The organism is Nonomuraea sp. NPDC049625 (assembly GCF_040675285.1).
GTDB lineage: Bacteria > Actinomycetota > Actinomycetes > Streptosporangiales > Streptosporangiaceae > Nonomuraea > Nonomuraea angiospora_A.
The window spans coordinates 57,195-79,005 of sequence record NZ_JBFAOQ010000025.1 but is presented as its reverse complement, the minus strand read 5'-3'; the positions used below and the strand labels follow the sequence as shown (position 1 = coordinate 79,005).

At 70.3% G+C, this 21,811-nt stretch carries 22 protein-coding genes; 15 read left to right on the top strand and 7 right to left on the bottom strand.

Translation table 11 applies throughout. From position 1 onward, the window contains the following. The first annotated feature begins 54 nt into the window (after positions 1-54). The 10 genes from AB0J87_RS57585 to AB0J87_RS57540 are packed head-to-tail and all read left to right on the top strand — an operon-like array spanning position 55 to position 11,752. Positions 55-2,040, top strand: coding sequence for a beta-galactosidase (locus AB0J87_RS57585; protein WP_363983449.1), 1,986 nt, complete (start codon positions 55-57; stop codon positions 2,038-2,040). After that, a complete protein-coding gene (gene gcvPA / locus AB0J87_RS57580) occupies positions 2,037-3,362 on the top strand; it encodes an aminomethyl-transferring glycine dehydrogenase subunit GcvPA (protein WP_363983447.1) in 1,326 nt (441 codons plus the stop codon). Before AB0J87_RS57585 ends, gcvPA begins: the two co-directional genes overlap by 4 nt. Next, positions 3,359-4,900: an aminomethyl-transferring glycine dehydrogenase subunit GcvPB gene (gene gcvPB / locus AB0J87_RS57575; protein ID WP_363983444.1), complete on the top strand. Its 1,542-nt coding sequence runs from the start codon at positions 3,359-3,361 to the stop codon at positions 4,898-4,900. The genes gcvPA and gcvPB overlap by 4 nt, the downstream gene beginning before the upstream one ends. Continuing rightward, positions 4,897-6,069: an NAD(+)/NADH kinase gene (locus AB0J87_RS57570; RefSeq protein WP_363983441.1), complete on the top strand. Its 1,173-nt coding sequence runs from the start codon at positions 4,897-4,899 to the stop codon at positions 6,067-6,069. The genes gcvPB and AB0J87_RS57570 overlap by 4 nt, the downstream gene beginning before the upstream one ends. Beyond that, on the top strand, positions 6,066-6,821 hold the full coding sequence (locus AB0J87_RS57565) for an SDR family NAD(P)-dependent oxidoreductase (protein WP_363983438.1): 756 nt from the start codon (positions 6,066-6,068) through the stop codon (positions 6,819-6,821). Before AB0J87_RS57570 ends, AB0J87_RS57565 begins: the two co-directional genes overlap by 4 nt. Positions 6,822-6,858: 37 nt before the next feature. After that, a complete protein-coding gene (locus AB0J87_RS57560) occupies positions 6,859-8,145 on the top strand; it encodes a sugar ABC transporter substrate-binding protein (protein WP_363983435.1) in 1,287 nt (428 codons plus the stop codon). Between the two features lie 2 nt (positions 8,146-8,147). Further along, positions 8,148-9,074 (top strand): sugar ABC transporter permease, encoded by a 927-nt coding sequence (locus AB0J87_RS57555; protein WP_363983432.1) that lies wholly within the window; start codon positions 8,148-8,150, stop codon positions 9,072-9,074. A gap of 10 nt (positions 9,075-9,084) precedes the next feature. Then, complete coding sequence (locus AB0J87_RS57550) at positions 9,085-9,906, top strand: carbohydrate ABC transporter permease (protein ID WP_363983429.1); 822 nt, start codon at positions 9,085-9,087, stop codon at positions 9,904-9,906. Next, positions 9,906-11,441 carry a glycogen debranching protein gene (locus AB0J87_RS57545; RefSeq protein ID WP_363983426.1) on the top strand — a complete coding sequence of 512 codons (1,536 nt, stop codon included), beginning with the start codon at positions 9,906-9,908 and terminating at the stop codon, positions 11,439-11,441. Before AB0J87_RS57550 ends, AB0J87_RS57545 begins: the two co-directional genes overlap by 1 nt. A 44-nt stretch (positions 11,442-11,485) precedes the next feature. After that, entirely contained in the window at positions 11,486-11,752 is a 267-nt protein-coding gene (locus tag AB0J87_RS57540) for a hypothetical protein (RefSeq protein ID WP_363983423.1), read from the top strand. 11 nt (positions 11,753-11,763) lie between these two features. Here the strand turns inward: AB0J87_RS57540 and AB0J87_RS57535 are convergent, their stop codons facing one another. The 4 genes from AB0J87_RS57535 to AB0J87_RS57520 all read right to left on the bottom strand — a co-directional run bounded on the left by AB0J87_RS57535 (position 11,764) and on the right by AB0J87_RS57520 (position 15,626). Then, positions 11,764-12,660, bottom strand: coding sequence for a CAP domain-containing protein (locus tag AB0J87_RS57535; RefSeq protein WP_363983420.1), 897 nt, complete (start codon positions 12,658-12,660; stop codon positions 11,764-11,766). Between the two features lie 119 nt (positions 12,661-12,779). After that, positions 12,780-14,258, bottom strand: a complete 1,479-nt coding sequence (locus AB0J87_RS57530) for a protein kinase (protein WP_363983417.1) — start codon at positions 14,256-14,258, stop codon at positions 12,780-12,782. Positions 14,259-14,561: 303 nt separating this feature from the next. Beyond that, positions 14,562-15,131: a hypothetical protein gene (locus AB0J87_RS57525; protein ID WP_363983414.1), complete on the bottom strand. Its 570-nt coding sequence runs from the start codon at positions 15,129-15,131 to the stop codon at positions 14,562-14,564. Between the two features lie 345 nt (positions 15,132-15,476). Further along, positions 15,477-15,626: a hypothetical protein gene (locus AB0J87_RS57520; RefSeq protein ID WP_363983411.1), complete on the bottom strand. Its 150-nt coding sequence runs from the start codon at positions 15,624-15,626 to the stop codon at positions 15,477-15,479. Between AB0J87_RS57520 and AB0J87_RS57515 the strand changes: the two genes are divergently transcribed. Then, positions 15,586-17,370: a DUF87 domain-containing protein gene (locus tag AB0J87_RS57515; protein ID WP_363983408.1), complete on the top strand. Its 1,785-nt coding sequence runs from the start codon at positions 15,586-15,588 to the stop codon at positions 17,368-17,370. The genes AB0J87_RS57520 and AB0J87_RS57515 overlap by 41 nt on opposite strands. 32 nt (positions 17,371-17,402) lie before the next feature. Here AB0J87_RS57515 and AB0J87_RS57510 read toward each other — a convergent pair whose 3' ends face one another. Beyond that, complete coding sequence (locus tag AB0J87_RS57510; protein WP_363983405.1) at positions 17,403-18,026, bottom strand: TetR/AcrR family transcriptional regulator; 624 nt, start codon at positions 18,024-18,026, stop codon at positions 17,403-17,405. A 59-nt stretch (positions 18,027-18,085) separates the two neighbouring features. Here AB0J87_RS57510 and AB0J87_RS57505 point away from each other — a divergent pair, with 59 nt between their 5' ends. From AB0J87_RS57505 to AB0J87_RS57495, 3 genes are all read left to right on the top strand, one after another. Then, a complete protein-coding gene (locus tag AB0J87_RS57505) occupies positions 18,086-18,478 on the top strand; it encodes a VOC family protein (protein ID WP_363983402.1) in 393 nt (130 codons plus the stop codon). Then, positions 18,475-18,924 (top strand): cupin domain-containing protein, encoded by a 450-nt coding sequence (locus tag AB0J87_RS57500; protein ID WP_363983399.1) that lies wholly within the window; start codon positions 18,475-18,477, stop codon positions 18,922-18,924. The genes AB0J87_RS57505 and AB0J87_RS57500 overlap by 4 nt, the downstream gene beginning before the upstream one ends. Before the next feature lie 71 nt (positions 18,925-18,995). Beyond that, positions 18,996-19,841: a hypothetical protein gene (locus AB0J87_RS57495; RefSeq protein WP_363983396.1), complete on the top strand. Its 846-nt coding sequence runs from the start codon at positions 18,996-18,998 to the stop codon at positions 19,839-19,841. Between the two features lie 45 nt (positions 19,842-19,886). Here the strand turns inward: AB0J87_RS57495 and AB0J87_RS57490 are convergent, their stop codons facing one another. After that, positions 19,887-20,384: a DinB family protein gene (locus tag AB0J87_RS57490; protein WP_363983393.1), complete on the bottom strand. Its 498-nt coding sequence runs from the start codon at positions 20,382-20,384 to the stop codon at positions 19,887-19,889. 47 nt (positions 20,385-20,431) lie between these two features. Further along, the gene (locus tag AB0J87_RS57485) at positions 20,432-21,097 is read right to left on the bottom strand and encodes a class I SAM-dependent methyltransferase (protein WP_363983390.1); all 666 of its coding nucleotides are present in this window, start codon (positions 21,095-21,097) and stop codon (positions 20,432-20,434) included. A 114-nt stretch (positions 21,098-21,211) separates the two neighbouring features. On the opposite strand from AB0J87_RS57485, the gene AB0J87_RS57480 reads away from it, so the two are divergent. Then, entirely contained in the window at positions 21,212-21,787 is a 576-nt protein-coding gene (locus AB0J87_RS57480; protein WP_363983387.1) for an XRE family transcriptional regulator, read from the top strand. The last annotated feature ends 24 nt before the right edge of the window (positions 21,788-21,811 follow it).

Genomic DNA, 21,811 nt, shown 5'->3' with positions numbered 1-21,811 from the left:
CAAAATACTGCACTATGAATTCTGAATACAAAATATCACGAGGAAGGAGCGGGAGTGAGCCTGACGCGCGTGCCGGGGCTGCTGTTCGGTGGCGACTACAACCCCGAGCAGTGGCCCGAGGAGGTCTGGCCCGAGGACATGCGGCTCATGGCCGAGGCCGGGGTGACCATGGTCACCGTCGCGGTCTTCTCGTGGTCGCGGCTGGAGCCGCGGCCCGGCGCGTACGACTTCGGCTGGCTCGACCGCGTCCTGGACCTGCTGCACGAGCACGGCATCGCGGCCGACCTCGCCACCGCGACCGCGACCCCGCCGCCGTGGTTGGTCCGTGAGCACCCGGAGGTCATGCCGGTCGACGCGCAGGGGGTGCGGCTGGAGTTCGGCTCGCGCCAGGGTTACTGCCCCAGCTCGCCGGTCTTCCGCGAGCACGCCGTGCGGCTGGCCACCGCCATGGCCGAGCGGTACGGCGGCCACCCCGCCCTGGCCATGTGGCACGTCGGCAACGAGTACGCCGACCATACGCTGGAGTGCTTCTGCCCGGAGTCGGCCCGGCACTTCCGCGCCTGGCTGGAGGCCCGCCATGGCACGATCGAGTCGCTGAACGCCGCCTGGGGCACGTCCTGCTGGGGCCAGCACTACACCGCGTTCGGCCAGGTCGAGCCGCCGCGCAAGGCGCCAGGGCCGATCAACCCGGCTCAGCTCCTCGACTGGCGCCGGTTCTGCAGCGACGCGCTCCTGGAGCTGTTCACGGCCGAGCGTGACGTGCTGCGCGTGGTGACCCCGGACGTTCCCGTCACCACGAACTTCATGAGCATCCTGCACGGCCTCGACTACTGGGCATGGGCCGAGGCCGAGGACCTGGTGAGCGACGACGCCTACCCCGACCCGGCCGACCCGGAGTCGCACGTGGCGGTCGCGCTCAGCTACGACCTGATGCGCTCGCTCAAACGGCGCCCCTGGCTGCTGCTGGAGTCGGCGCCGTCGGCGGTGTCGTGGCGCGAGGTGAACGTCCCCAAACCGCCCGGCATGATGCGGCTGCACAGCCTTCAGGCGCTGGCGCACGGCGCCGACGGCGTGATGTTCTTCCAGTGGCGTCAGGCCAGGTACGGCCCGGAGAAGTTCCACTCGGCCCTCCTCCCGCACGGCGGCACGCGCACGCGCGGCTGGCAGGACACCCTCCGCCTCGGCTCCGACCTGCGGCGACTCGCGGAGGTCGCGGGTACGGACACGCGGGCCGAGGTGGCACTCGTGCTCGGCTGGGACAGCTGGTGGGGCCTGGAGGCGCCGGAGTCGATGCCGTCCGACCGGCTCAAGCTCAAGGACCTGCTGCTCGCCTGGTACGCGCCGTTGCACGCCCGCGGCATCACGGTCGATCTCGCGCCGCCGGGCCGCGACCTGTCCGGCTACCGCGTGGTGATCGTCCCGAACCTCTACCTGTGCACGTCCGAGCAGGCCGGGAGGCTGGCGTCGGTCACCGGAGAGCTGGTGATCGGCCCGTTCAGCGGCGTCGTGGACGTCGCCGACCGCGTCCACGACGGGGGCGCGCCCGGCCCGCTGCGCGACCTGCTCGGCGTCACGATCGACGAGTTCTGGCCCCTCGCCGATGGCGCGACCCAGCGGGTGCGGTACGCGGGGGGCGCCAGCGGCGTGGCCAGGACCTGGACGGAGTGGGTGTGCCTCGGCAGCGATGACCAACGCGGTGACGACCCTGCGGCGGTGCCGGCCGCGTACGAGGGCGGAGACCTTGACGGCCTGCCCGCGATCACCCGCAAGGGCAACGTCACCTACGTCAGCTGCCTGCTCGACGACGTAACCCCCGTGCTCGACCAGGTGCTCGGCGGCGTCGCGGCCGTCGAGGTGCCCGCGGGCGTGGAGGCGGTCCGCCGCGGGCCCAACCTCTTCCTGCTCAACCACACGACCACCCCGCAGCAGGTCACCCTGCCGTACCCCGGCACGGACCTGCTCACCCAGACCCGCCTGCGCGGCGACATCGAGCTCGCCCCGCGCGACGCCGTAGTGCTCAGGATCGAAGGAGACACGTGACGCACCCGTACATCCCGAACGCCGAACCCGGCGTGCGGGCCGAGATGCTCGCCGCGATCGGCGCGTCGAGCGTCGAGGATTTCTACGCCGACATCCCCTCCGAGCTGCGCCTGGCCCGGCCGCTCGACCTGCCCGCGCCGTTCACGGCGGAGCACGACCTGGTACGCCACATGAAGGGCCTGCTGGACCGCGTCACCGACACGGAGCAGGCGCTGAGCTTCCTCGGCCACGGCTGCTACCCGCACCACGTCCCGGCCGTGTGCGACGAGGTGAACGGGAGGAGCGAGTTCCTCACCGCGTACGCGGGGGAGCCGTACGAGGACCACGGCCGTTTCCAGGCCCTGTTCGAGTACGTCAGCATGATGGGCGAGCTGCTGGAGATGGACGTCGTCAACGTCCCGACCTACGACGGCTTCCAGGCGGCCGGCACCGCCCTGCGCATGGCGTGCCGCTACACCGAGCGCTCGAAGGTCTGCGTCAGCGCCGCCATCACCGCCGACAAACTGAGCAAGTTGCGCGACTTCCTCGCCCCGGACGTCGAGATCGTCCTGGCCGAGGTGGGGGAGGGCGGCGAGATCGCGGTCGAGGCGTTCGACGACTCCTACGCCGCGATCTACCTGGAGACCCCGAACGTCTACGGCGTCGTCGAGACCCGCGGCCGCGAGCTGGCCGACCTGGCCCACGCGCACGGCGCGCTGCTCGTGGTCGGCGCCGACCCGATCTCCCTCGGCGTACTCGCCCCGCCCGCGTCCTACGGCGCGGACATCGTCTGCGGCGACATCCAGTCGCTCGGCATGCACCAGAGCTACGGCGGCGGCCACGCCGGCTACATCGCCACCCATGACCACGAGCCGCTGGTCGCGGAGTTCCCGTCCCGGCTGTTCGGCATCGCGCCGACGAAGGTGCCCGGCGAGTACGGCTTCGGCGACGTCTACTACGACCGCACCTCCTTCGCGCACCGCGAGGAGGGCAAGGAGTGGGTCGGCACCGCCGCCGCCCTCTGGGGCATCACGGCCGGGGTCTACCTGGCGCTCATGGGCCCCCAGGGCATGCGCGACCTGGGCGAGACGATCCTGGCCCGCACCCGCTACGCCATGGAGGCCCTGGCCGCGTCGGTCACGGTGCCGCACCGCGACGCGATCCACTTCCGCGAGTTCGCCATCGAGGTGCCCTCCAGCGCGGCCCTGCTCGACGGGCTGCGCGAGCGCGGCATCTACGGCGGCGTCCCGCTCGACGACCGCACGGTCCTGGTCTGTGTGACCGAACGCCACTCCATCGCCGACATCGACCGGCTCGCCGCAGCCGTACAGGAGACGCTGTGAACACCACGGAGTCCTTCGCCGAGCTCCCCGTCGCGCCGAAGCCGCCGCTGCGCCGCTTCCACCAGGCGCGCTGGGACGAGCCGATCATCTTCGAGCTGTCGGCGCCCGGCCGCCGCGGCCTCGCCGTGCCCGAGCCCGGCGCGCCCCGCGTCGAGCTGCCGGACTCCGTGGGCCGCGCCCAGCCGCCGAAGCTGCCCGAGATGTCCCAGCTGCACGTGCTGCGGCACTACCTGCGGCTGTCGCAGGAGAACCTGGGCGTCGACCTCAACATCGACGTCGGGCAGGGCACCTGCACGATGAAGTACAGCCCCAAGGTCAATGACAGGTTCGCCGCCGCCATCGCCGAGCTGCACCCGCTCCAGCACGAGGACACCGTGCAGGGCGTGCTGGAGATCTACTGGCGGCTCGAACGCATACTGGCGGAGATCTCCGGCATGGCGCGGGTCTCGCTCCAGCCGGGCTCCGGATCGGCGGCCATCTACGCCAACATCGCCATGATCCGCGCGTACCACGCGGCCCGCGGCGAGGCGGGTCGCGACCAGGTGATCACCACGATGTTCTCCCACCCGTCGAACGCGGCCTGCGCCAAGACCGCGGGCTACGAGGTCATCACCCTGATGCCGGACGCCGACGGCCTGCCCGACATCGAGGCGCTGCGCGCCGCAGTCGGCCCGCGCACCGCCGCACTGATGATCACCAACCCGGAGGACACCGGCATCTTCAACCCCCGGATCAGGGAGTTCGTGGACCTGGTGCACGAGGCGGGCGGCCTGGCCTGCTACGACCAGGCCAACGCCAACGGCATCCTCGGCATCACCCGCGCCCGCGACGCCGGATTCGACCTGTGCCACTTCAACCTGCACAAGACGTTCTCCACGCCGCACGCCTGCGGCGGCCCCGCGGCGGGGGCGTGCGGCGTCTCCGAGGACCTGGCGCCGTTCCTGCCCGGCCCGGTCGTCGCCTTCGACGGCGAGTCCTACCGCCTGGAGACGCCGCCCGCCTCCATCGGCAAGGTGCGGCCGTTCCTCGGCGTCACCCCGAACATCGTGCGCGCCTACGCCTGGATCATGGCGCTCGGCGCCGAGGGCCTGCGGCAGGTCGCCGAGACGGCCGTACTCAACAACAACTACCTGATGCACAAGATCCTGCAGATCCCGGGCGCGTCCGCGCCGTGGGACAGGCGCAGGGTCGAGCAGGTGCGCTACTCGTGGCAGGAGCTGTCGGAGCAGACCGGGGTGCACTCGGAGGAGATCGGCGTCAGAGCGGCCGACTTCGGGGTGCACTACTGGACCAGCCACCACCCGTACGTGGTGCCCGAGCCGTTCACGCTGGAGCCCACGGAGTCGTACTCGAAGGAGGACCTCGACGAGTACGCGCTCATCCTGGCGCACGTGGCCGAGGAGGCGCGGCGGGATCCCGAGTTCGTCAAGGGCGCGCCGTACAACCAGTCCGTCCACAAGATCGACATGACGTCGCTCGACGACCCCAAGGAGTGGGCGCCCACCTGGCGCGCCTACGTCCGCAAGCATCTGTCATGACGGGCGCGGCGGTGGTCGGGCTGGTCGTCAACCCGGTCGCCGGGCTCGGCGGCGCGGCCGGGCTCAAAGGCAGCGACGGCGTGGAGGTGCAGCGCGCGGCCCTGGCCATGGGCGCGACGCCCCGGGCCGGCGAGCGGGCGGCGCGGGCCGTCCGCACGCTGGTGGCCCGCCGTCCCGGGACACGGGTCCTGACCGTGCCGGGCCGGATGGGCGAGGACAGCGTGCGGGCCTCCGGGGCCCCGTACGACCTGGTCCGGCCGCCGTCAGGCGGGTCCGCCGGGACGAGCGCGGAGGACACGCGGCGCGCCGTGGCCGCCCTGGCGGGGGTGGACCTGCTGCTGTTCGCGGGCGGTGACGGGACGGCGCGCGACGTGCTCGACGCGGTCCGCGCGCTCGGCGACCAGGCGCCGCCCGTGCTGGGCGTCCCGGCCGGGGTGAAGGTGTACTCCGGCTGTTTCGCCGTCAGCCCGGCCGCCGCCGGATTCGTCGCGGCGGAGTTCGACCCGGCGCGTACGGCCGAGGCCGAGGTGGTGGATCTCGACGAGGACGCCTACCGCCGCGGCCTGGTCAGCCCCCGGTTGTACGGCAGCCTGCGCGTCCCCGCCGCCCGCGCCGCGCTGTCGGGGCGCAAGTCCGGATCGTCAGGCGTGGAGCCCGCCACCGCCGAGGGGGTCGCACGGGAGGTCGTGGCCAGAATGCGGCCCGGCGTCCGATACGTCCTCGGGCCTGGCGCCACCACGCGGGCCGTCGGCCGCGCGCTGGGCCTCGCCACCACGCTGCTCGGCGTGGACGTGGTCGAACGCGTCCACGAGGGCGGCCGCCTGGTGGCGGCGGACGTCGCGGAGGCCGAGCTGTTCGGCCTGGTCAGCGGCAGGGAGTCGGCGCTGGTTCTGTCGGTCATCGGCGGGCAGGGGTTCGTGCTGGGACGCGGGAACCAGCAGGTGTCGCCCCGGGTGCTCGACGCGGTGCTCGATGGGGGCGACTCCGGACGGCTCCTCGTCCTGGCCACCCAGCAGAAGCTCGCGTCGCTGAAAGGACGGCCGCTGCTGGCCGACAGCGGTGACGAGGACCTCGACAAGAAGCTCGGCGGGCACGTCCAGGTGATCACTGGATACCGCGAAAGCACGATTTATCGCATTTGTGCGGCAAGTGAGGAGTTCGACGGATGAAGACGCTCGACGGAAAGGTCGCGATCGTCACTGGCGGCGCCTCGGGCATCGGGCGGGCCACCGCCCTGCTCTTCGCCAGAGAGGGTGCCCGGGTGGTGGTCGCCGACATCGACGCGGCCGGCGCGGACGCCACCGTGGCGCGGATCGCCGAGGAGGCGGGAGACGCGATCGCGGTGCGGGCCGACGTCTCCGACCCCGAGGACTGCCGGCGCGTCGTCGGCGCCGCCGTCGAGACCTTCGGCGGCCTGCACGTCCTGTTCAACAACGCGGGCATCATCCGCCGCACCACCGCGCTCGACCTCGACGTCGAGGAGTGGGACCGCGTCATGGCGGTCAACGTCCGCTCGGTGTTCCTCATGTGCAAGCACGCCATCCCGGCGATGACCGAGGGTGGCTCGATCGTGAACACGGGGTCGGGGTGGGGCCTCAAGGGCGGCGGCAACGCCATCTCGTACTGCGCCTCCAAGGCCGCCGTGGTCAACATGACCCGCGCGCTCGCCATCGACCACGCCAAGGCCGGCATCCGGGTCAACTCCGTCAACCCCGGCGACACCGACACGCCCATGCTGCGCGACGAGGCCCGCCAGCTCGGCGAGGACTGGGCCGCCTTCCGGTCCGACGCGGCGGACCGGCCGATGGGCCGCGCGGGCACCCCGGACGAGATCGCCCAGGCCGTGCTCTTCCTGGCCGGCGACGCGGCCAGTTACATCACCGGCTCCGCCCTCGTCGTCGACGGCGGCGGGCTCGCCTGACCCACACCCCCCACGCAACCCCCATAAGGAGCCGACCATGAACCGTGCCCTGGCAGTCCTGGGCATCCTCGCCGTCGCGACGACCGCGTGCAGCGGCAGCGGCGGCGGGAACGTCCCAGGCATGAGCAGCGGATCCGGCCCGGTCACCGTCCGCTGGTCCACCTGGGGATCGGCCGAGGACATCAAGCTCTACGAGAAGTTCACCGAGGACTTCGAGAAGCGCCACCCCGACATCAAGCTCAAACTGGAGCCGGTCGCCAAGTACGAGGACTACCACCCCAAGCTGCTGGCCCAGCTCACCAGCAAGACCGCCCCCGACGTGTTCTTCGTGGGCGACGACAACATCGGCAAGTTCGTCTCCGCCGGGGTGCTGACCCCGCTCAACGACAAGCTGGCCGGCCCTTTCTCCAAGAGCAAGCCCGAGGAGTTCTTCGAGGGCATCTACGGCGGCGCCAGGAAGGACGGCCAGATCTACGGTGTCCCCAACGACACCAATCCCGAGGTGCTCTGGTTCGACAAGAAGGCGCTCAAGGACGCCGGGATCACCGAGGACCCCGCCGCGCTCAACGAGGCCGGGCGGTGGACCATGGCCACGTACCTCGACATGAACGCCAAGCTCAAGGCGGCGGGCAAGGCCGGGTCGATCTTCTGGAACTGGTACGGCTCCACGTACTCCATGATCAACGGCTTCGGCGGGAAGGTCTGGGACGGCGGCAAGTTCGTCGCCACCACCGACCCCAAGGCACGCCAGGCCCTCCAGACTCTGGCCAAGGGCTACCAGGACAAGACCTTCCTCAGCGCCGACCTGCTGCCCGACAGCAACGGCCCGAGCACGCAGTTCCTCAAGCACAGCGCCGGCTTCTACGCCGGAGGCCGGTGGATGATCGACTCCCTGAAGAAGGGCGGCGAGCTGGACGACTACGACATCGTGCCGTTCCCCTCGCAGACCGGCCAGCCCATGCCCGGCGCGGTGGCCGCCTCCTACCTGGCGCTCAACAAGGACACCAAGCTGCCCGAGCAGGCGTTCACCTTCCTCACCGAGTTCGTCGGCAAGGAGGGCCAGCTCATCAGGCTCAAGGACGGCGGCGCCGTGCCGTCCGTGAAGGGCGCCGAGCAGATCGTCCTCGCCGACGGCTACCCCGCCCACGCCCGGACCTTCCTCGACGTGCGTGACACGGGCTTCGCGAACTACCCCGAGGAGGTCGCCGTGCCCGGCCTCACCGCCAACATCAACGAGCACCTGATGAAGGTGTGGACCGGCAAGGTCGGCTTCGACGAGGGCATGACCCAGCTCCAGAAGCTCGTCGACGGCAAGCTGGGCTAGCCGTGACCGTCCTCGCACGGGCCCGGCCCCGCACGCTCCACCGGGCGCGGCCCGTCCGCAACCGCGACGGCTGGTGGGCCGCGTTCTTCCTCGCGCCGCAGGTCGCCGCGCTGCTGGTGTTCCTCGTCTTCCCGCTCGGCTTCGCCGTCGTGCTGGCGTTCATGCGCTGGGACGGGCTCGGGCAGAAGGAATGGGTCGGCTTCGACAACTTCGCCGCCCAGCTCTCCGATCCCGAGTTCGGGCTGGCGGTGTGGAACACGGTCAAGCTGGCGCTGCTGACCGTGCCGTTCGGGCTCGTCTTCGCGCTGCTCATCGCGGTCGCGCTGAACAACGTCAAAGGCGGCGGCTTCTATCGGGTGCTGTACTTCCTCCCGGTGGTCACCAGCTCGGTGGCCGTCGCGCTGATGTGGCAGATCATCCTGGCCGGCAACGACTACGGCGTGCTGAACTCGTCGCTCGAGCGCTGGTTCGGCATCAGCGCCCCCGACTGGCTCGGCGACCCCGGCTGGGTGATCGTGGCCATCGCCGTCGTGACGATCTGGTCGTCGCTCGGCCTGAACGTGGTGATCTTCCTGGCCGGGCTCCAGACGATCCCGCCGCAGATCGTCGAGGCCGCCCGCATGGACGGCGCGGGCAGCCTGCGCATCTTCCGCTCGGTCACGCTGCCGCTGCTCTCGCCGACGATCTTCTTCTCCACCGTCGTCGCGGTGATCAGCTCGTTCCAGGCCTTCGACCAGATCTACGTGCTGGTGGACCCGGAGGACAACGAGGGTGCGAGGACGATCGTCTACCAGGTCTACGAGCTGGGCTTCAAGGACTTCCAGTTCGGCATGAGCAGCGCCGCCGCGCTGATCCTCCTGGTCCTGACGCTGCTCGTGACGCTCGTCCAGTTCGCGGCGCAGAAGCGCCTCGTCCACTACGACTCGTGAGGGGGCCGGGATGCGACCCAGGCAGGTAGCCCTGCACGCCGGGCTCACCCTCGGCGGGCTGGCGATGCTGTTCCCGTTCGTCTGGATGCTGCTGACGTCGTTCAAGGGCGTGCGGCAGATGCTGAACAACCCGCTCGACTGGCTGCCCGACCCGTGGCGCTGGGAGAACTACCCCGACGCGCTCGGCGCGGTGCCGTTCGGCACCGCGTACTGGAACAGCTTCTACATCGCCGCGCTGAACGTCACGCTCACGCTGCTGACCTCGGCCATGGCCGCCTACGCCTTCGCCCGGATCAGGTTCCGCGGCTCCGGCGTGCTGTTCGTGGTGTTCCTGGCCACCCAGATGGTGCCCGCGCAGGTGACGGTCGTGCCGCTCTACCTGATGCTGGCCAGGTTCGGCTGGATCGACTCGCACCTGTCGCTCATCGTGCCGAGCATCGCGAACCCGTTCGCGGTGTTCCTGTTGCGCCAGTTCATCAGGGCCGTGCCCGTGGAGCTGGAGGAGGCCGCCAGGATCGACGGGGCGGGCCGCTGGCGCTGCTTCTGGAACGTCGTGCTGCCGAACATCCGCCCCGGCCTCGGCGCGCTCGGCATCATCGCCTTCCTCGCGTCCTGGAACTCCTTCTTCTTCCCCCTGATCTTCCTGAACTCGCCCGAGCTGGCCACGGTGCCGCTGCTGCTCAGCCAGTTCTCCGGCCAGCGTACGGCCGTGGACTACGGGCTCATCCTGGCCGCCTCCGCGGTCGCCGTCGTGCCGACGCTCATCGCGTTCCTCATCGGCCAGCGGAAGATCATCAACTCGATGGCCGCTTCCGGCCTGGGAGGTCGCTGATGCCGGACCTGCGCGAACGCCCGTTCACCGACCGCGGCTCGCGGCTGCTGGTGATGGCGGCGGACGACGGCTCGCTCTGGATCGCCAGAGCCCTGTACGAGACCAGGCTCGCCGACACGAAGGTGCTCACCGGCCTGCGGATCCTTTCGGGGAGCGGCGAACTGCCGGTGCTGCGGGTACTGCCGGACCGCGTGGAGTTCGCGGGCGGCGTGGCCATGGCCTTCGCGGACCCGGACACCCTCGTCCTGACCGGTGCGGGCGCGCGGGCCGTGTGGGACGGCGGCGAGGCCGACATCGACGGCTGCGTCACCCTCGTCGGCCCGGATCGCGCGAGGCACGACGCGGCGGCGGTGCTCTACGCGGCCGCCGCACGGTGGCGCGACTGGTTCGCCCGCATGCCCGCCGTGCGTGCGGACCTGCGCGAACGCGCGGAGGACGCGTGGTGGACGCTGGCGGTGAACCTGGTACGGATCCAGGGCCGAGAGTCACTCGTCCCCTCCAAGAACGGCTACGTCGGCCTGTGGAACTGGGACTCCTACTTCCACGCCATCGCGCTCAGGCACGCCGACCCCGCCCTGGCCAGGGAGCAGATCCGCATCCTGCTCGACCACCAGCGCCCCGACGGCCTGATCCCCGACGTCGTACACGACCACGGCGCGCTGGCCGAGACCACGGACCTGCCCCGCTCCGATCTGGCCCGGCTGGCCGAGCACGTCGGGGGCGGGCCGATCGGGGACGCCGTCCCCGTCACCAAGCCGCCGCTCACCGCCTGGGCGGTGTGGAAGATCCACGAGGTGGACCCCGACCCCGCCTTCCTCGCCGAGGTGTACGAGCCGCTGGCCCGCTCCCAGGAGTGGTGGTTCACCCGCTCCGATCCCGACGGCGACGGGTTGGCCGAGTACCTGCACCCGTACTCGTCCGGCCTGGACGACAGCCCCATCTGGGACGGCGGCCCCCGCGCCGAGCCGCCCGACCTGAACGCCTACCTCGCCCTCCAGTACGACCGCCTGGGCGACATCGCCCAGGCGCTCGGCAAGGACGCCGCGCCGTGGCGGGCCAGGGCGCAGGCCCTGGTGGACCGCATGATCGCGCGCCGGTGGAACGGCACGAGGTTCGCCACCCTGGTCGGCGGTCGCGAGGCGGACGTGCGCACCCCGCTGGAGCTGATGCCGCTCTTCACCGGGAGGCTCCCCGCGGGGATCGCGGACCGGCTCGTCGCCGGCCTGCGCTCGCCGAGCTTCTGGGCCGAGCGTCCGGTGCCGACCGTCGCCTTCGACGACCCGAGATTCGACCCCGAGGCCATGTGGCGCGGACCTGTCTGGCTGAACGTCAACTATCTGCTCATCGACGGTCTGCGCCGCTCGGGGCATCAGGAGACGGCCGCCGAGCTGCGCGAGCGCACGCTGGCCATGGTCCGCGACGGTGGCGGCCTCCACGAGTACTGGAACCCGCTGACCGGCCGTCGCGCGGGCCGCGCGACGACCGCCTTCGGCTGGTCCGCCGCTCTCTTCCTGGACCTCGCCCAGGAGGGCTGATTTGATGGATCTTTGTTCACCAGGCCAGCTCGGGAGGATCCGCGGTGAGCAAGAAGGAGCGAGACGACTCCGACGACTTCGGCGGGATCGGTTTCGGCCGCATGGCCGCCGTCCTGGCCGTCGTGGCCTTGGGACGCCCCTGGGAGACGCTCAAGGAACTCTTCGGGTTGATCCGTAGACTGGGCCGTCGGGTGCTCAGGCTCGTACTGGCTCCCTTCCGGCTGGTGGCCTTGATCGTGTGGTCGCGTACGGCGGATCGACGCCCCACCTTCGAGGATCACCTGCACGGTGAGGACAGAGATCTCTCGTGACAGGCTGGGAATCAGCCGGCGGCGAAGTCCTGCGTCCAGTAGATCTGCCCCTGCGCGTCCTTGGCCGCGCCGACCCCGATGAGGGTGTACGAGCAGTTCATGATGTTCTTCCGGTGGCCGTCGCTGTTCATCCAGCCCTTGACCACCTCGGCCGCCGACCGCTGCCCCATGGCGATGTTCTCGGCCAGGGTCGAGCCGGTGAAGCCGGTCGCACGAATGCGGTCGACCATGTCGCGGCCGTCCCGGGAGTCGTGGTCGAAGTAGTCGTTCTTCGCCATGTCGGCCGAGTGCCCGAACGCCGCCCTGCGCAGCCGCGCGTCGTGCTTGAGGGGGTCGCAGCCGCCCTTGACCCGCTCGGCGTTGGTCAGCCGGACGACCTCCTTCTCCAGTGCCGTGCCGACGGAGGTGGCGGTCTTCTTCGTCTCGGAAACCGGCGGTGACCCCGTATCCCGCGTCGTGGGGGTGGGAGTGGGAGTGGGGGTGGCGCAGGTCAGCTGTACGGCCTTGGACTTGGCGGTGCCGCCCCGGTAGTCGGTGGCGACCGCGTAGTACGTGCCCGGCTTGCAGGGCAGCTTCAGGGTGATGCGGTCCTTCCTGGTGGCGCCGCTCTTGACGACCGGATCGTCGCCGGGGACGGCGCGCATGACTCGGATGCGCAGCAGCGCCGGGCGCACACAGCCGCGCCGGACGGCGGAGGTCTGGATCCTGAGCGCGGAGATGCCCGGCCTGGCCACGCTCACGCGGCACTTGTCCGATTCGGAGGTCGGCTCGGGAGTCGCCTCCTCGGTCTGCGTCGGCGGGGTGGTCGGCGCGGTCATCTCGGGCGCCGCTCCGGCCGCCCCGCCGGTGGACGGGGCGCAAGAGGCGAGGCCGGCGACGACGGCGATTACCCCTAGGGGTCGACGCATGAGGATTTCCTCCGGTGGAGGGAGACGCTGGTGGTCCCGCATTCTGCCTGATCCATTACCGACTTGTCATGACAATTCGGACATTTCGCCCTGTGAGTAATCTCAACCACCGGCGCCGATCAGCGTGCCGGGCGGGCCGCCTCCATCGCCGCGGCCACGGACGCGGCCGCACGCCCGATGGCCTTCGTCCCGGGCCGCGGACCGCTGTAGCTGAGCGTGGCGGTGACGTTGGACATGCGGAACACCATGTTGGCCACGTACGTGCCGTTCGCCCGGTGGACGGACGCGAACGACTCCTCGCCGACCACCGGAGCCCGGGAGAACGCGATGTCCGGATGCTCGTCCCGCAGATCCTGAAAGGTCTGCTTGATGCCGACGAAGTTGGCCTTGGCCCCCTTGAGGGTGTCGACCCGGTAGAGGGAGACGGTCGCGTAGGAGCCGTTGGCGCCGAAGTACTGGCAGATCTTCCGGTCGAGATTGTCGCTCTGAAGCTTGCTGCCGAGCAGCGTGCGGACCTGCGCGGCGGTCAGCACCTTGCAGGAGTGCAGGCCGGTGCCGAAGAGCGGTTTCCCGGCCGGTGAGGACGACACGGGTTTGGACTGTGTTGTGGTGCCGCCGGCCGGCGTCGGCTCGGCGCCCGTACCCTCTCCGGGACGGGTCATCCCCCAGATCACCGCACCCGCCGTCAGGGAGAGCGCGAGAACCAGCGCGCCGCCCACGACGGCGAACCGGCGCCACGTGGGTGCGGGCCGCCGCCGGGACGTGGGGCGGGTGTCCGCGGGAACCTCGCCCTGGGCCACCGCCTGCAACCACGCGGCCGCCTGCGCGGGGCCGCAGCGTTGCCGGGGATCCTTCGCCAGCAGCGCGGCGAGGACGGGCGTGAGCGAACCGGCCCGTTGCGGGGGAGCGGGCTCGTGCAGCAGCACGGCCGCCATCACGGCCGCCGAATTGGGGCCGGTGTAGGCGGTTCTGCCCTCCACCGCCGTGTACAGGGTGGCTCCCAGCGACCACAGGTCGGCCTCCGGGCCGTCGGCCTCGCCGCGCAACCGCTCCGGCGCGATGTAGCCGGGCGAGCCGTTCAGCAGGCCGGTCTGGGTCAGCGCGGCGTCCCCCGCCACGGTGGCGATGCCGAAGTCGGTCAGCAGCACCCGCCCGTCCTGGGTGAGCAGAACATTGCCCGGCTTGACGTCGCGGTGCAGGACTCCCATCGCGTGCGCGGCGGCCAGCGCGTCGAGCACGTGCCGCCCGACCCAGGCGGCCTGGGCGGGCGGCAGCGGCCCGTCCTCGCGTACGATCCGGTCGAGGGAACGGCCGTTGACCAGCTCCATCACGATCCACGGCCGGCCGCTGTCCATGACGACGTCGTGCACCGTGACGATCGACGGATGCGAACGCAGCCGCGCCGCGGCCCGCGCCTCACGCAGGGTCCGCTCGGTCAGCTCGGCCCGGGACGCCTCGTCCAGATCGGCGGGCAGCCGTACTTCCTTGACGGCGACCTGCTGCCGCAGCAGTTCGTCGACGGCCAGCCACACCGTGCCCATGCCGCCCTGGCCGAGCTGCGACATCAGCGAATAGCGGCCTGCCAGCATCATCGTCATGCCGTCGCCATGCGGCAGGACGCGTCATCGTCGCATAAGTGGGCCTTCCGCGGTCTGGACCCGGTGGGCGCGTGTTTCTCCACTGGCTGTTCCTCCAGAGATGAGGTGTCGCATGGGCCGGCCGTACGAGCCGACCGCTGTGTCCAGGAGCCGGGCCTGCGGCGAAGCCCGTGGTGGGAAGGGCACAACGTAGCATGCGCGACGCGGCTTCTCCTTCCGCATGCCTTCCGTCCTGGACATCCTCCCGTTTGACGAACCCCCGATCCCGGATGTTCGTCAAACGGGAGGCTCATTCGCGTTCGGTCAGCTCATCGGACGGCGATTCCACTCGGCCACGTCACGCTCACCCGAGGTGAGGTCCCGCAGGGAGGCCGGTGCGAGGTTCGCGTCGAAGTACGGGATCAGCAACGGGCCCAGCGTGGCCGCCATCAGCAGGTCGCTCGGCTCGATGGCGCGCCGATCACCGTCGAACGGCACCCCCAGCGTGCTGACCGCGCCCGTGGCCGGGGACCTGACGACGATCTTCAGCATGTCGTCGATGCCGTTGCGGCGCAGGAAGGTGTCGGCGAAGTCCCGCTCCGGCTCGGTCGCCCGCAGGCGGAGCCGTCCGAGGGTCGCCACACCGTGGCGGCTCAGGCAGGCGATCCCGTCGCGCGAGGCGAACGGATTGTTCCAGCGCCAGCGCTCGACGTATTCCTCCACGAAGTCCGGCCGGAACATGGTGAGGTACTGCTCCTCGCCATCGCGTCCCAGCGCCAGATACGCGGGGTTCTCGGCCACGAACGCGTCGATCCACCCGAGATGTACGGCCACAGCCTCGGCCAGCACCGGATAGAGCTCCCCCTCCCGAGCACCGGCCACTTGCTCGAGCACCTTGATGAGCCTTCGGTATGCCTGCTGTTCCACGGATCCGCCATCGCACTCGTTGATCGCTTCAGGGGAGCAGCCGGTATGGCGGGCTGCGGCGTTCTCGCCTGCTCAAGGATTCCGTAACGGGCGGCCGTTCATCTATTAGTTGGCCAAGGAATTCGCTTCAAAAGCCCATGTCACAAGGCACTTCCCGGTCGCGGGTGATGACAGATCCGACAAATGCCTCAATCTCGTCCGGCCGCCCGCGTCCCATCAACGAGGGCTCGTGCAAGGCAGCCGTCCCAGCGAGTTGGAGCGTGTACGGGTCTGGCGGTGGAGGTGAAGAGGATCTCCGCCCGTTCGCTGACGTCAATCGAGGCGATCGATCAGGTCGGCGGTGAGGCGGTCGCGGCCGAAGAACCATCGAGCGTGTTCTCGGGTGAACGGAGCCAGGCCCGGATAGGGGCATCCAGGCAGGATGTGCGCAGCCGGCCCGAAATGGCTGCAAGTAATTGCCATATTCAGGGTGACCCGCAGGTCTCAACTCCTGGATCACCGAGCAGGACAAAGCGGGCGAGGCCTTCTCCGTCGGTTGCGTCCACGGGAGTGGCGCCACTGGACGTTCCGGATGATCGGCGCGTCGCACCACATCGCAGCACTCAAACGGCTGAACGACGGCATCGCGGCGTCCGGCCTGGGGCCGGAGATGCCCGACCGGTGTTTCGTCGTGCTGCGGAATCTCGCATGGTCGGACGGGCCGGCCACGCAAGCCTGCCTGACACAGCTCAAGGAATGGGGCGGGCTGTCACTTGCCGTACGGGGTGACGACCTGCGCGTCTTCGAGGCGTTGCGGCAGATGGCGGCCGATGAGGACCCGGAGTTCGAGACCTGGCTGCGTGCGCGCCGTCCGGCCGGCGGCACCGAGTTGCTCAGCAGCCTGTTCGGCGCGCTGACATTTCCTGTTCCAGCACCGCCTCAGCCGTCGACGGCGGGATTCGAACGCCCGGCGAGGACCGTTCCGGAGGTCACGGGCGACCGCACCGCGGTCATCCCGGTCGGCAGGCGTCTGGACACCGGCGCCGATCTGGAACTGAAGCTGAGCCTCCTCACCCGCCACACGGCCGTGTTCGCCGGATCCGGCTCCGGCAAGACCGTGTTCCTGCGGCGGCTCATCGAGGAGTGCGCGCTGCACGGCGTGTCGTCGATAGTGCTCGACTCCAACAACGACCTCGCCCGGCTGGGCGATCCCTGGCCCAGCCCGCCTCCTGGTTGGAGCGACGAGGACGCGGACAAAGCAGCGCGCTACTTCGCCGAGACCGAGGTCGTGATCTGGACCCCGGGCCGTTCCCGTGGACGCCCGCTGACTTTCCAGCCGCTCCCCGATTTCGCGCCCGTGCTCGATGATCGTGATGAGCTGGACTCCGCCCTCGGCCTGGCCGTCGAAGCGCTCGCCTCCCGGGCGAACGTGGACGGGGCAAGCGCCAAGGCCCGCAAGGGGAAGGCCATCCTCCGCCAGGCGTTGGGTCACTTCGCCCGCTCGGGCGGCGGCGACTTCACCGCGTTCCTCGGCCTTCTCGCCGCCCTGCCGCTGGAGGTCAGCCAGATCGACCGCGCGGACCAGATCGCCGCCGAACTGGGGCAGCTCCTCACCGCCGCGACGATCAACGATCCGCTCTTCGCGGGCAGCGGTGAGCCGGCCGACCCTGAGCAGTTGCTCAGCCCGTCCGGGGGCAAGCGGGCCCGCGTCTCCGTCATCAGCTTCATCGGTCTCAGTGACCAGGCGAGACCAGGATTCGTCAATCAGCTCCAGATGGCCCTGTTCTCCTGGATCAAACGGAATCCGGCGCGCGGCCGTCCTCTCAACGGCCTGTACGTGATGGACGAGGCGCAGGCCCTCGTACCGGCGACACCGAAGACCGAAGCGCTGGCCAGCACGCTGACCTTGGCCTCACAGGCCCGCAAGTACGGCCTCGGCCTCGTCTTCGCCACCCAGACACCCCGCGGTCTGCACAACCACATCGCGGGGAACGCCACGACCCAGTTCATCGGGAGGATCAACAGCCCCACGCAGATCGACGTGGTCAAGGGGCTGGCGCGGGCCCGCGGAGGCCACGCCGACCGGGTCGGACGGCTGGATACCGGGCAGTTCTACGCCGCGAGCGACGGCATATCCGAGGTGCTCATCCGAGGACGCCAGTGCCTGAGCCATCATCCCTCGGATCCACTCACCGAGCAGGAGATCATCGAGCGGGCATCCGGCTGACGCCGGACCGGCGCATGGCGCGGTGCCGGTCGTCAGACGGACAGCAGGCCGTGGGAGAGCTGGTCGGCGGCCCAGTCCTCCCACTGCGCCGTGGTCCACCCGCATTCCCGCCTCATCACCAGGAACAGATCCGGCGACAGGATCCCGACGGTGACGTCGGTGGCTCGGTGCTCGGTGAGGTCGGGCCGCAGAGCCTGCAGGCGGCCCAGGATGGCGACGACCTGCCCGTGGGCGGTGTGCCGCTGCTCGCTGTTGGCAGCCCATTGGGCGGCCATGTCAGGATCGCCGGCCGCCGCGTCGCGGACCACCGCCAGGACGGGGGCGACCCGGTCGAGGATGACCCCGCTCTGGTGCACCCATCCTTGTACGACCTCCCTCGGGTCCCGTGCCGCTTGCAACGCGGCGAACCAGGGTCGTTGGAGGAGCGGAACGGGCTCGTCGTCCCCGGCGGAGGCGACGTCGACCACGTGCTTGAGCAGCTGGCTCTTGGTCCCGTAATGGAAGTACACCGTTTGCACCGACACCTCGGCCGCGTCGGCGACCAGCTGGAAGGTCGTTCCGGCGTAGCCCCGCACGACGAACAGCCCTTGGGCGGCGTTCACGATCCGGCTTCTGGTCTGTGCCGAGCGCCGCTTCGGACTCTTGACGTCTTCCACCGATTTAGAGTACCACTTTAGAGTATGACCTTAGAGTGGCACTACAAAAGAGGTGGGGCATGGTGCTCTTAGGCGGGTTCCACCACGTCAAGCTGCCCGTCTCCAGCGTGCACAAGAGCCTGGAGTGGTACCGGCGCGTGCTCGGACTCGAGGTGGCGATCGAGTTCGTCGAGGACGGCGTGCTGCGCGGCGTGGCGCTGGCCGATACGGACCAGACGCTCATGATCGCGCTGCGTGAGGAGCCCGAGCGGGCCGCCGGGTTGAGCGGGTTCGATCCGGTCGCGTTGGCCGTGCCGACCCTGCAGGCGCTCCACGCCTGGTCCGATCACCTGGACGCGCTCGGCGTGGAGCACTCCGGCATCGCCGAAGGCAGCGTGGGATGGCTGATCGGCGGCATCATCGACCCTGACGGCATCGAGATCCGGCTCTACACCCGGCAGAGGCGGCCATGAGCGCGCTCCACCTGCCCGCCGGGGCCGGTGCCACGCATCGGTTCCTCGGCACCACGATGACCGTGAAGGCGGGGGAGCCGGAGACCGGCAAGGCCCTGACCCTGATCGAGCAGGAGTGCCCGCCGTACTTCGCCACTCCCTGGCATGTGCACCAGCGCGACGACGAGGCGTTCTACGTGCTGTCGGGAACCGTCCAGCTGTACTGCGGCGACCAGACCTGGCAGGCCGGCGCCGGCGCCTTCGTCCTGCTGCCGCGCCACCTGCCCCACGCCTTCGCCAACCGCCAGGACTCTCCGCTACGCCTGCTCCAACTGACCTGGCCGGCCGGCTTCGAACACTTCGCCGCCGACATCGCCGCCCGTGACACCGACCCTGGCCTGCTGGCCGAGGTGGCCGCCCGCCATGGCTACCAGATCATCGGTCCACCACCGGACACCACCCCGTGATCTGCCCGCGGCCCCGGCTCGCGCGGAGCCGCGCTGACCCGACCTCGGCTTTCCACCGAAGGGAACGTTCCATGCAGAAGAACCGCAAGATCTTAGCGGCCATGGGCGCACTCACGCTGACCACCGCCATCGCGCCCGCGGCGCACGCGCAGGCGGCGCCGCCGTTCGTCGCCTACCACGACCTCACCTCCGCCCAGCAGACCGAGCGCTTCAACACCCTGCGCGCCCAGGGCTACCGGCCCATCACGGTCAGCATCTCCACCGACTTCTCGGGCCGCATCCGGTACGCCGGGATGTGGTCGACCTCCGGCCGTGCCATGGGCGGTGACCTTCCCTGGGCCATGTACCAGGACATGTCCGCAGACGGTTACCAGAAGCGTTTCGACCAACTCGCCGCCCAGGGCTACCAGCCCGCCGCGGTCAGCGCCACCGGCTCCGGCGCCCGCGCGCGCTTCGCCGCTATCTTCGTCAAGAACCCCGGCTCCCGGTTCGTCGCCAAGCACGACATCAGCCCCGCCCAGCTTCTCCAAATGACCGGCACCGCCCGCGAGGACGGCCTGCTGCTTGCCTCGGTCGACGTGTACGGCACCGCCGACGCCCCGCGCTATGTCGCGGTCTGGGTGGCCAACCCGGGCCACGTGCGCTGGCTGGTCAGAACCGACCTGACCCAGGAAGACCACGATTTCGAGTTCAAGCGCCATGTGGCGAAGGGCTACCGCCCCACCGCCATCGCGGTGAGCGCCACCGGCCACTACACCACCGTCTGGCGCAACGACAAGCCCGGCGCCTGGTACTCCTACACCGGTATGACCGCCGCCGGCTACCAGAGCCGGTTCGAAGAACTCAAGGCCAAGGGCTTCTACCCGATCAACATCAACGCCGAGCTGGGCCGCTACGCCGCCATCTGGACCAAGTGACACGCGGGTTTCGACCCCCGAACCGAGGCACCTGCCACGCATCCGTCAGCGGCCGGTGGATCCGTCGATCTGCTCGCGGAGGATGTCGGCGTGGCCGGCGTGCCGGCCGGTCTCCTCGATCAGGTGCACCAGGACCCATCGCATCGATGGCGCCGGCCCCGGACGTGGGGCTCGCGGGGCGGGAAGGGCCAGGTCCGGGCAGGCGTCGATGACCTGGTTCGCTCGCTCGACGGTCTTGCGGTAGTCGGCGAGCACGCCGTCGACGGTGTCTTCTGTGGACGGTCGCATGGTGGCGCGCCAGTCGCCGACGTCCTCGCCGAGGAAGTAGAACCGTTCGACGAACGCCAGATGCCTGAGCAGCCCGAGAAGGTTGGTGCCCGAGGGTACTCCGCCGGTTCGGACCTGCGGTTCGGGTGCGCCGGCGACCTTGTCCGCGACCGCGTCGCGCAGGTAGTCGAGGAAGCCCCGCAGGGTGGCCTTCTCGTCGGCACCGGTCCGCGGAGGCGTGGTGTCCTTGGATCGCTGCGCGCGGTTTGCCGGCATCGAGTCGCTCCGTTCCGACGTGACGTCGTGTGGTGTGGTTCGGGCGGTCATCCGGCGGTTCGCTGGATGAGCAGGATGTGGTCGATGACGGTGGCCGTCTGGCCGGCGGGTCCGGTCGCCCGGCGGTGGGGCATGTCGGCGCGCAGGACGGTCCAGTGCGCGGGGTCGAGATCGAGTTCGGCGGCGATCTCGGTGGGTGTGGGGTGGTGGAGGTCAGGGTCCTGGTTCCACGACCAGGGCGCGGTGGAGCCGTGGTCGACGATCAGCAGCAGCCCGCCAGTGCGCAGGGCTTGCGCGGCGGTGCGCAGGACCTGGCTTCGGAGCAGCGGGAACGGGGTGTGGAAGTACTGGGCGGAGACGAGGTCGAACCGACCGGCCGGGAAGCTTCGGGCCAGATCGTGCTGTTCGGTGGCGACCCGGTCGGCGATGCCGAGTTCGCGGGCGCGTTCCCGGACCCGTTCGACGGCGGTGATGGAGATGTCCACGGCGGTGACGTGCCAGCTCTGCCGGGCGAGCCAGATGGCGTCGCCGCCGGCGCCGCAGCCCAGATCCAGGGCGGCGCCGGGGCGCAGCGGCGCGGCGGTCTCGGCCAGCAGCGGGTTGACGCGCGCGTCCCAGGTACGGCGGGCGCGGTAGTGCCGCTCCCAGAACAGCTCGGCGTCCTGGTCGCTCGAGACGTCGGTGGTGGGGTGGCGGTGTCTGGTGGTGTCCACGTGAGTCGCCCTTCGTCGGCCGGCGTGATCCGGAAGCGCCGGTGGTGTACCGGCAGCATCGCCGCCGTCATCGCGGACTTGCAAGAAAAGTTGCGGATCCGCATCATCGACGGCATGGACACCTCCGAAGACGTTCTGGCCGGAGTCGGGCCGCGCCTGCGTGCTCTGCGCCGGGCGCGGGGCACCACGCTGGCGGCGCTGGCGAACGAGACCGGCCTCACCGCGAGCACGCTGTCCCGTCTCGAGAACGGCAAGCTCCGCCCCACGCTGGAGCAGCTGCTGCCGCTGGCCCGGGCGCACGACGTACCGCTCGACGATCTCGTCGCGGCGCCGCCCACCGGTGACCCGCGCATCCACCTGCGGCCGGTGCGGCGATCCGGGCTGGTGATGGTGCCGTTGACCAGGCGCGCCGGCGGCGTCCAGGCCTACAAGGTGATCTATCCGCCCGCCGGCCGATCGGCCACGACGAAGCTGCAGACCCACGAGGGATATGAGTGGTTCTACGTCCTCAACGGACAGGTCAGGTTCGTGCTCGGGGAGCAGGAGTTCCTGGTCGGCGTGGGCGAGGCCGTGGAGTTCGACACCCGCGTCCCGCACTGGATCGGCAGTGCCGACGAGCGGCCCGCGGAGCTGCTCACCCTGTTCGGCGCGCAAGGAGAGCGCGCCCATCTGGCGCCGTCCAGGCGCTGACCGTCGCGGCCCTCGGCCGGCCGG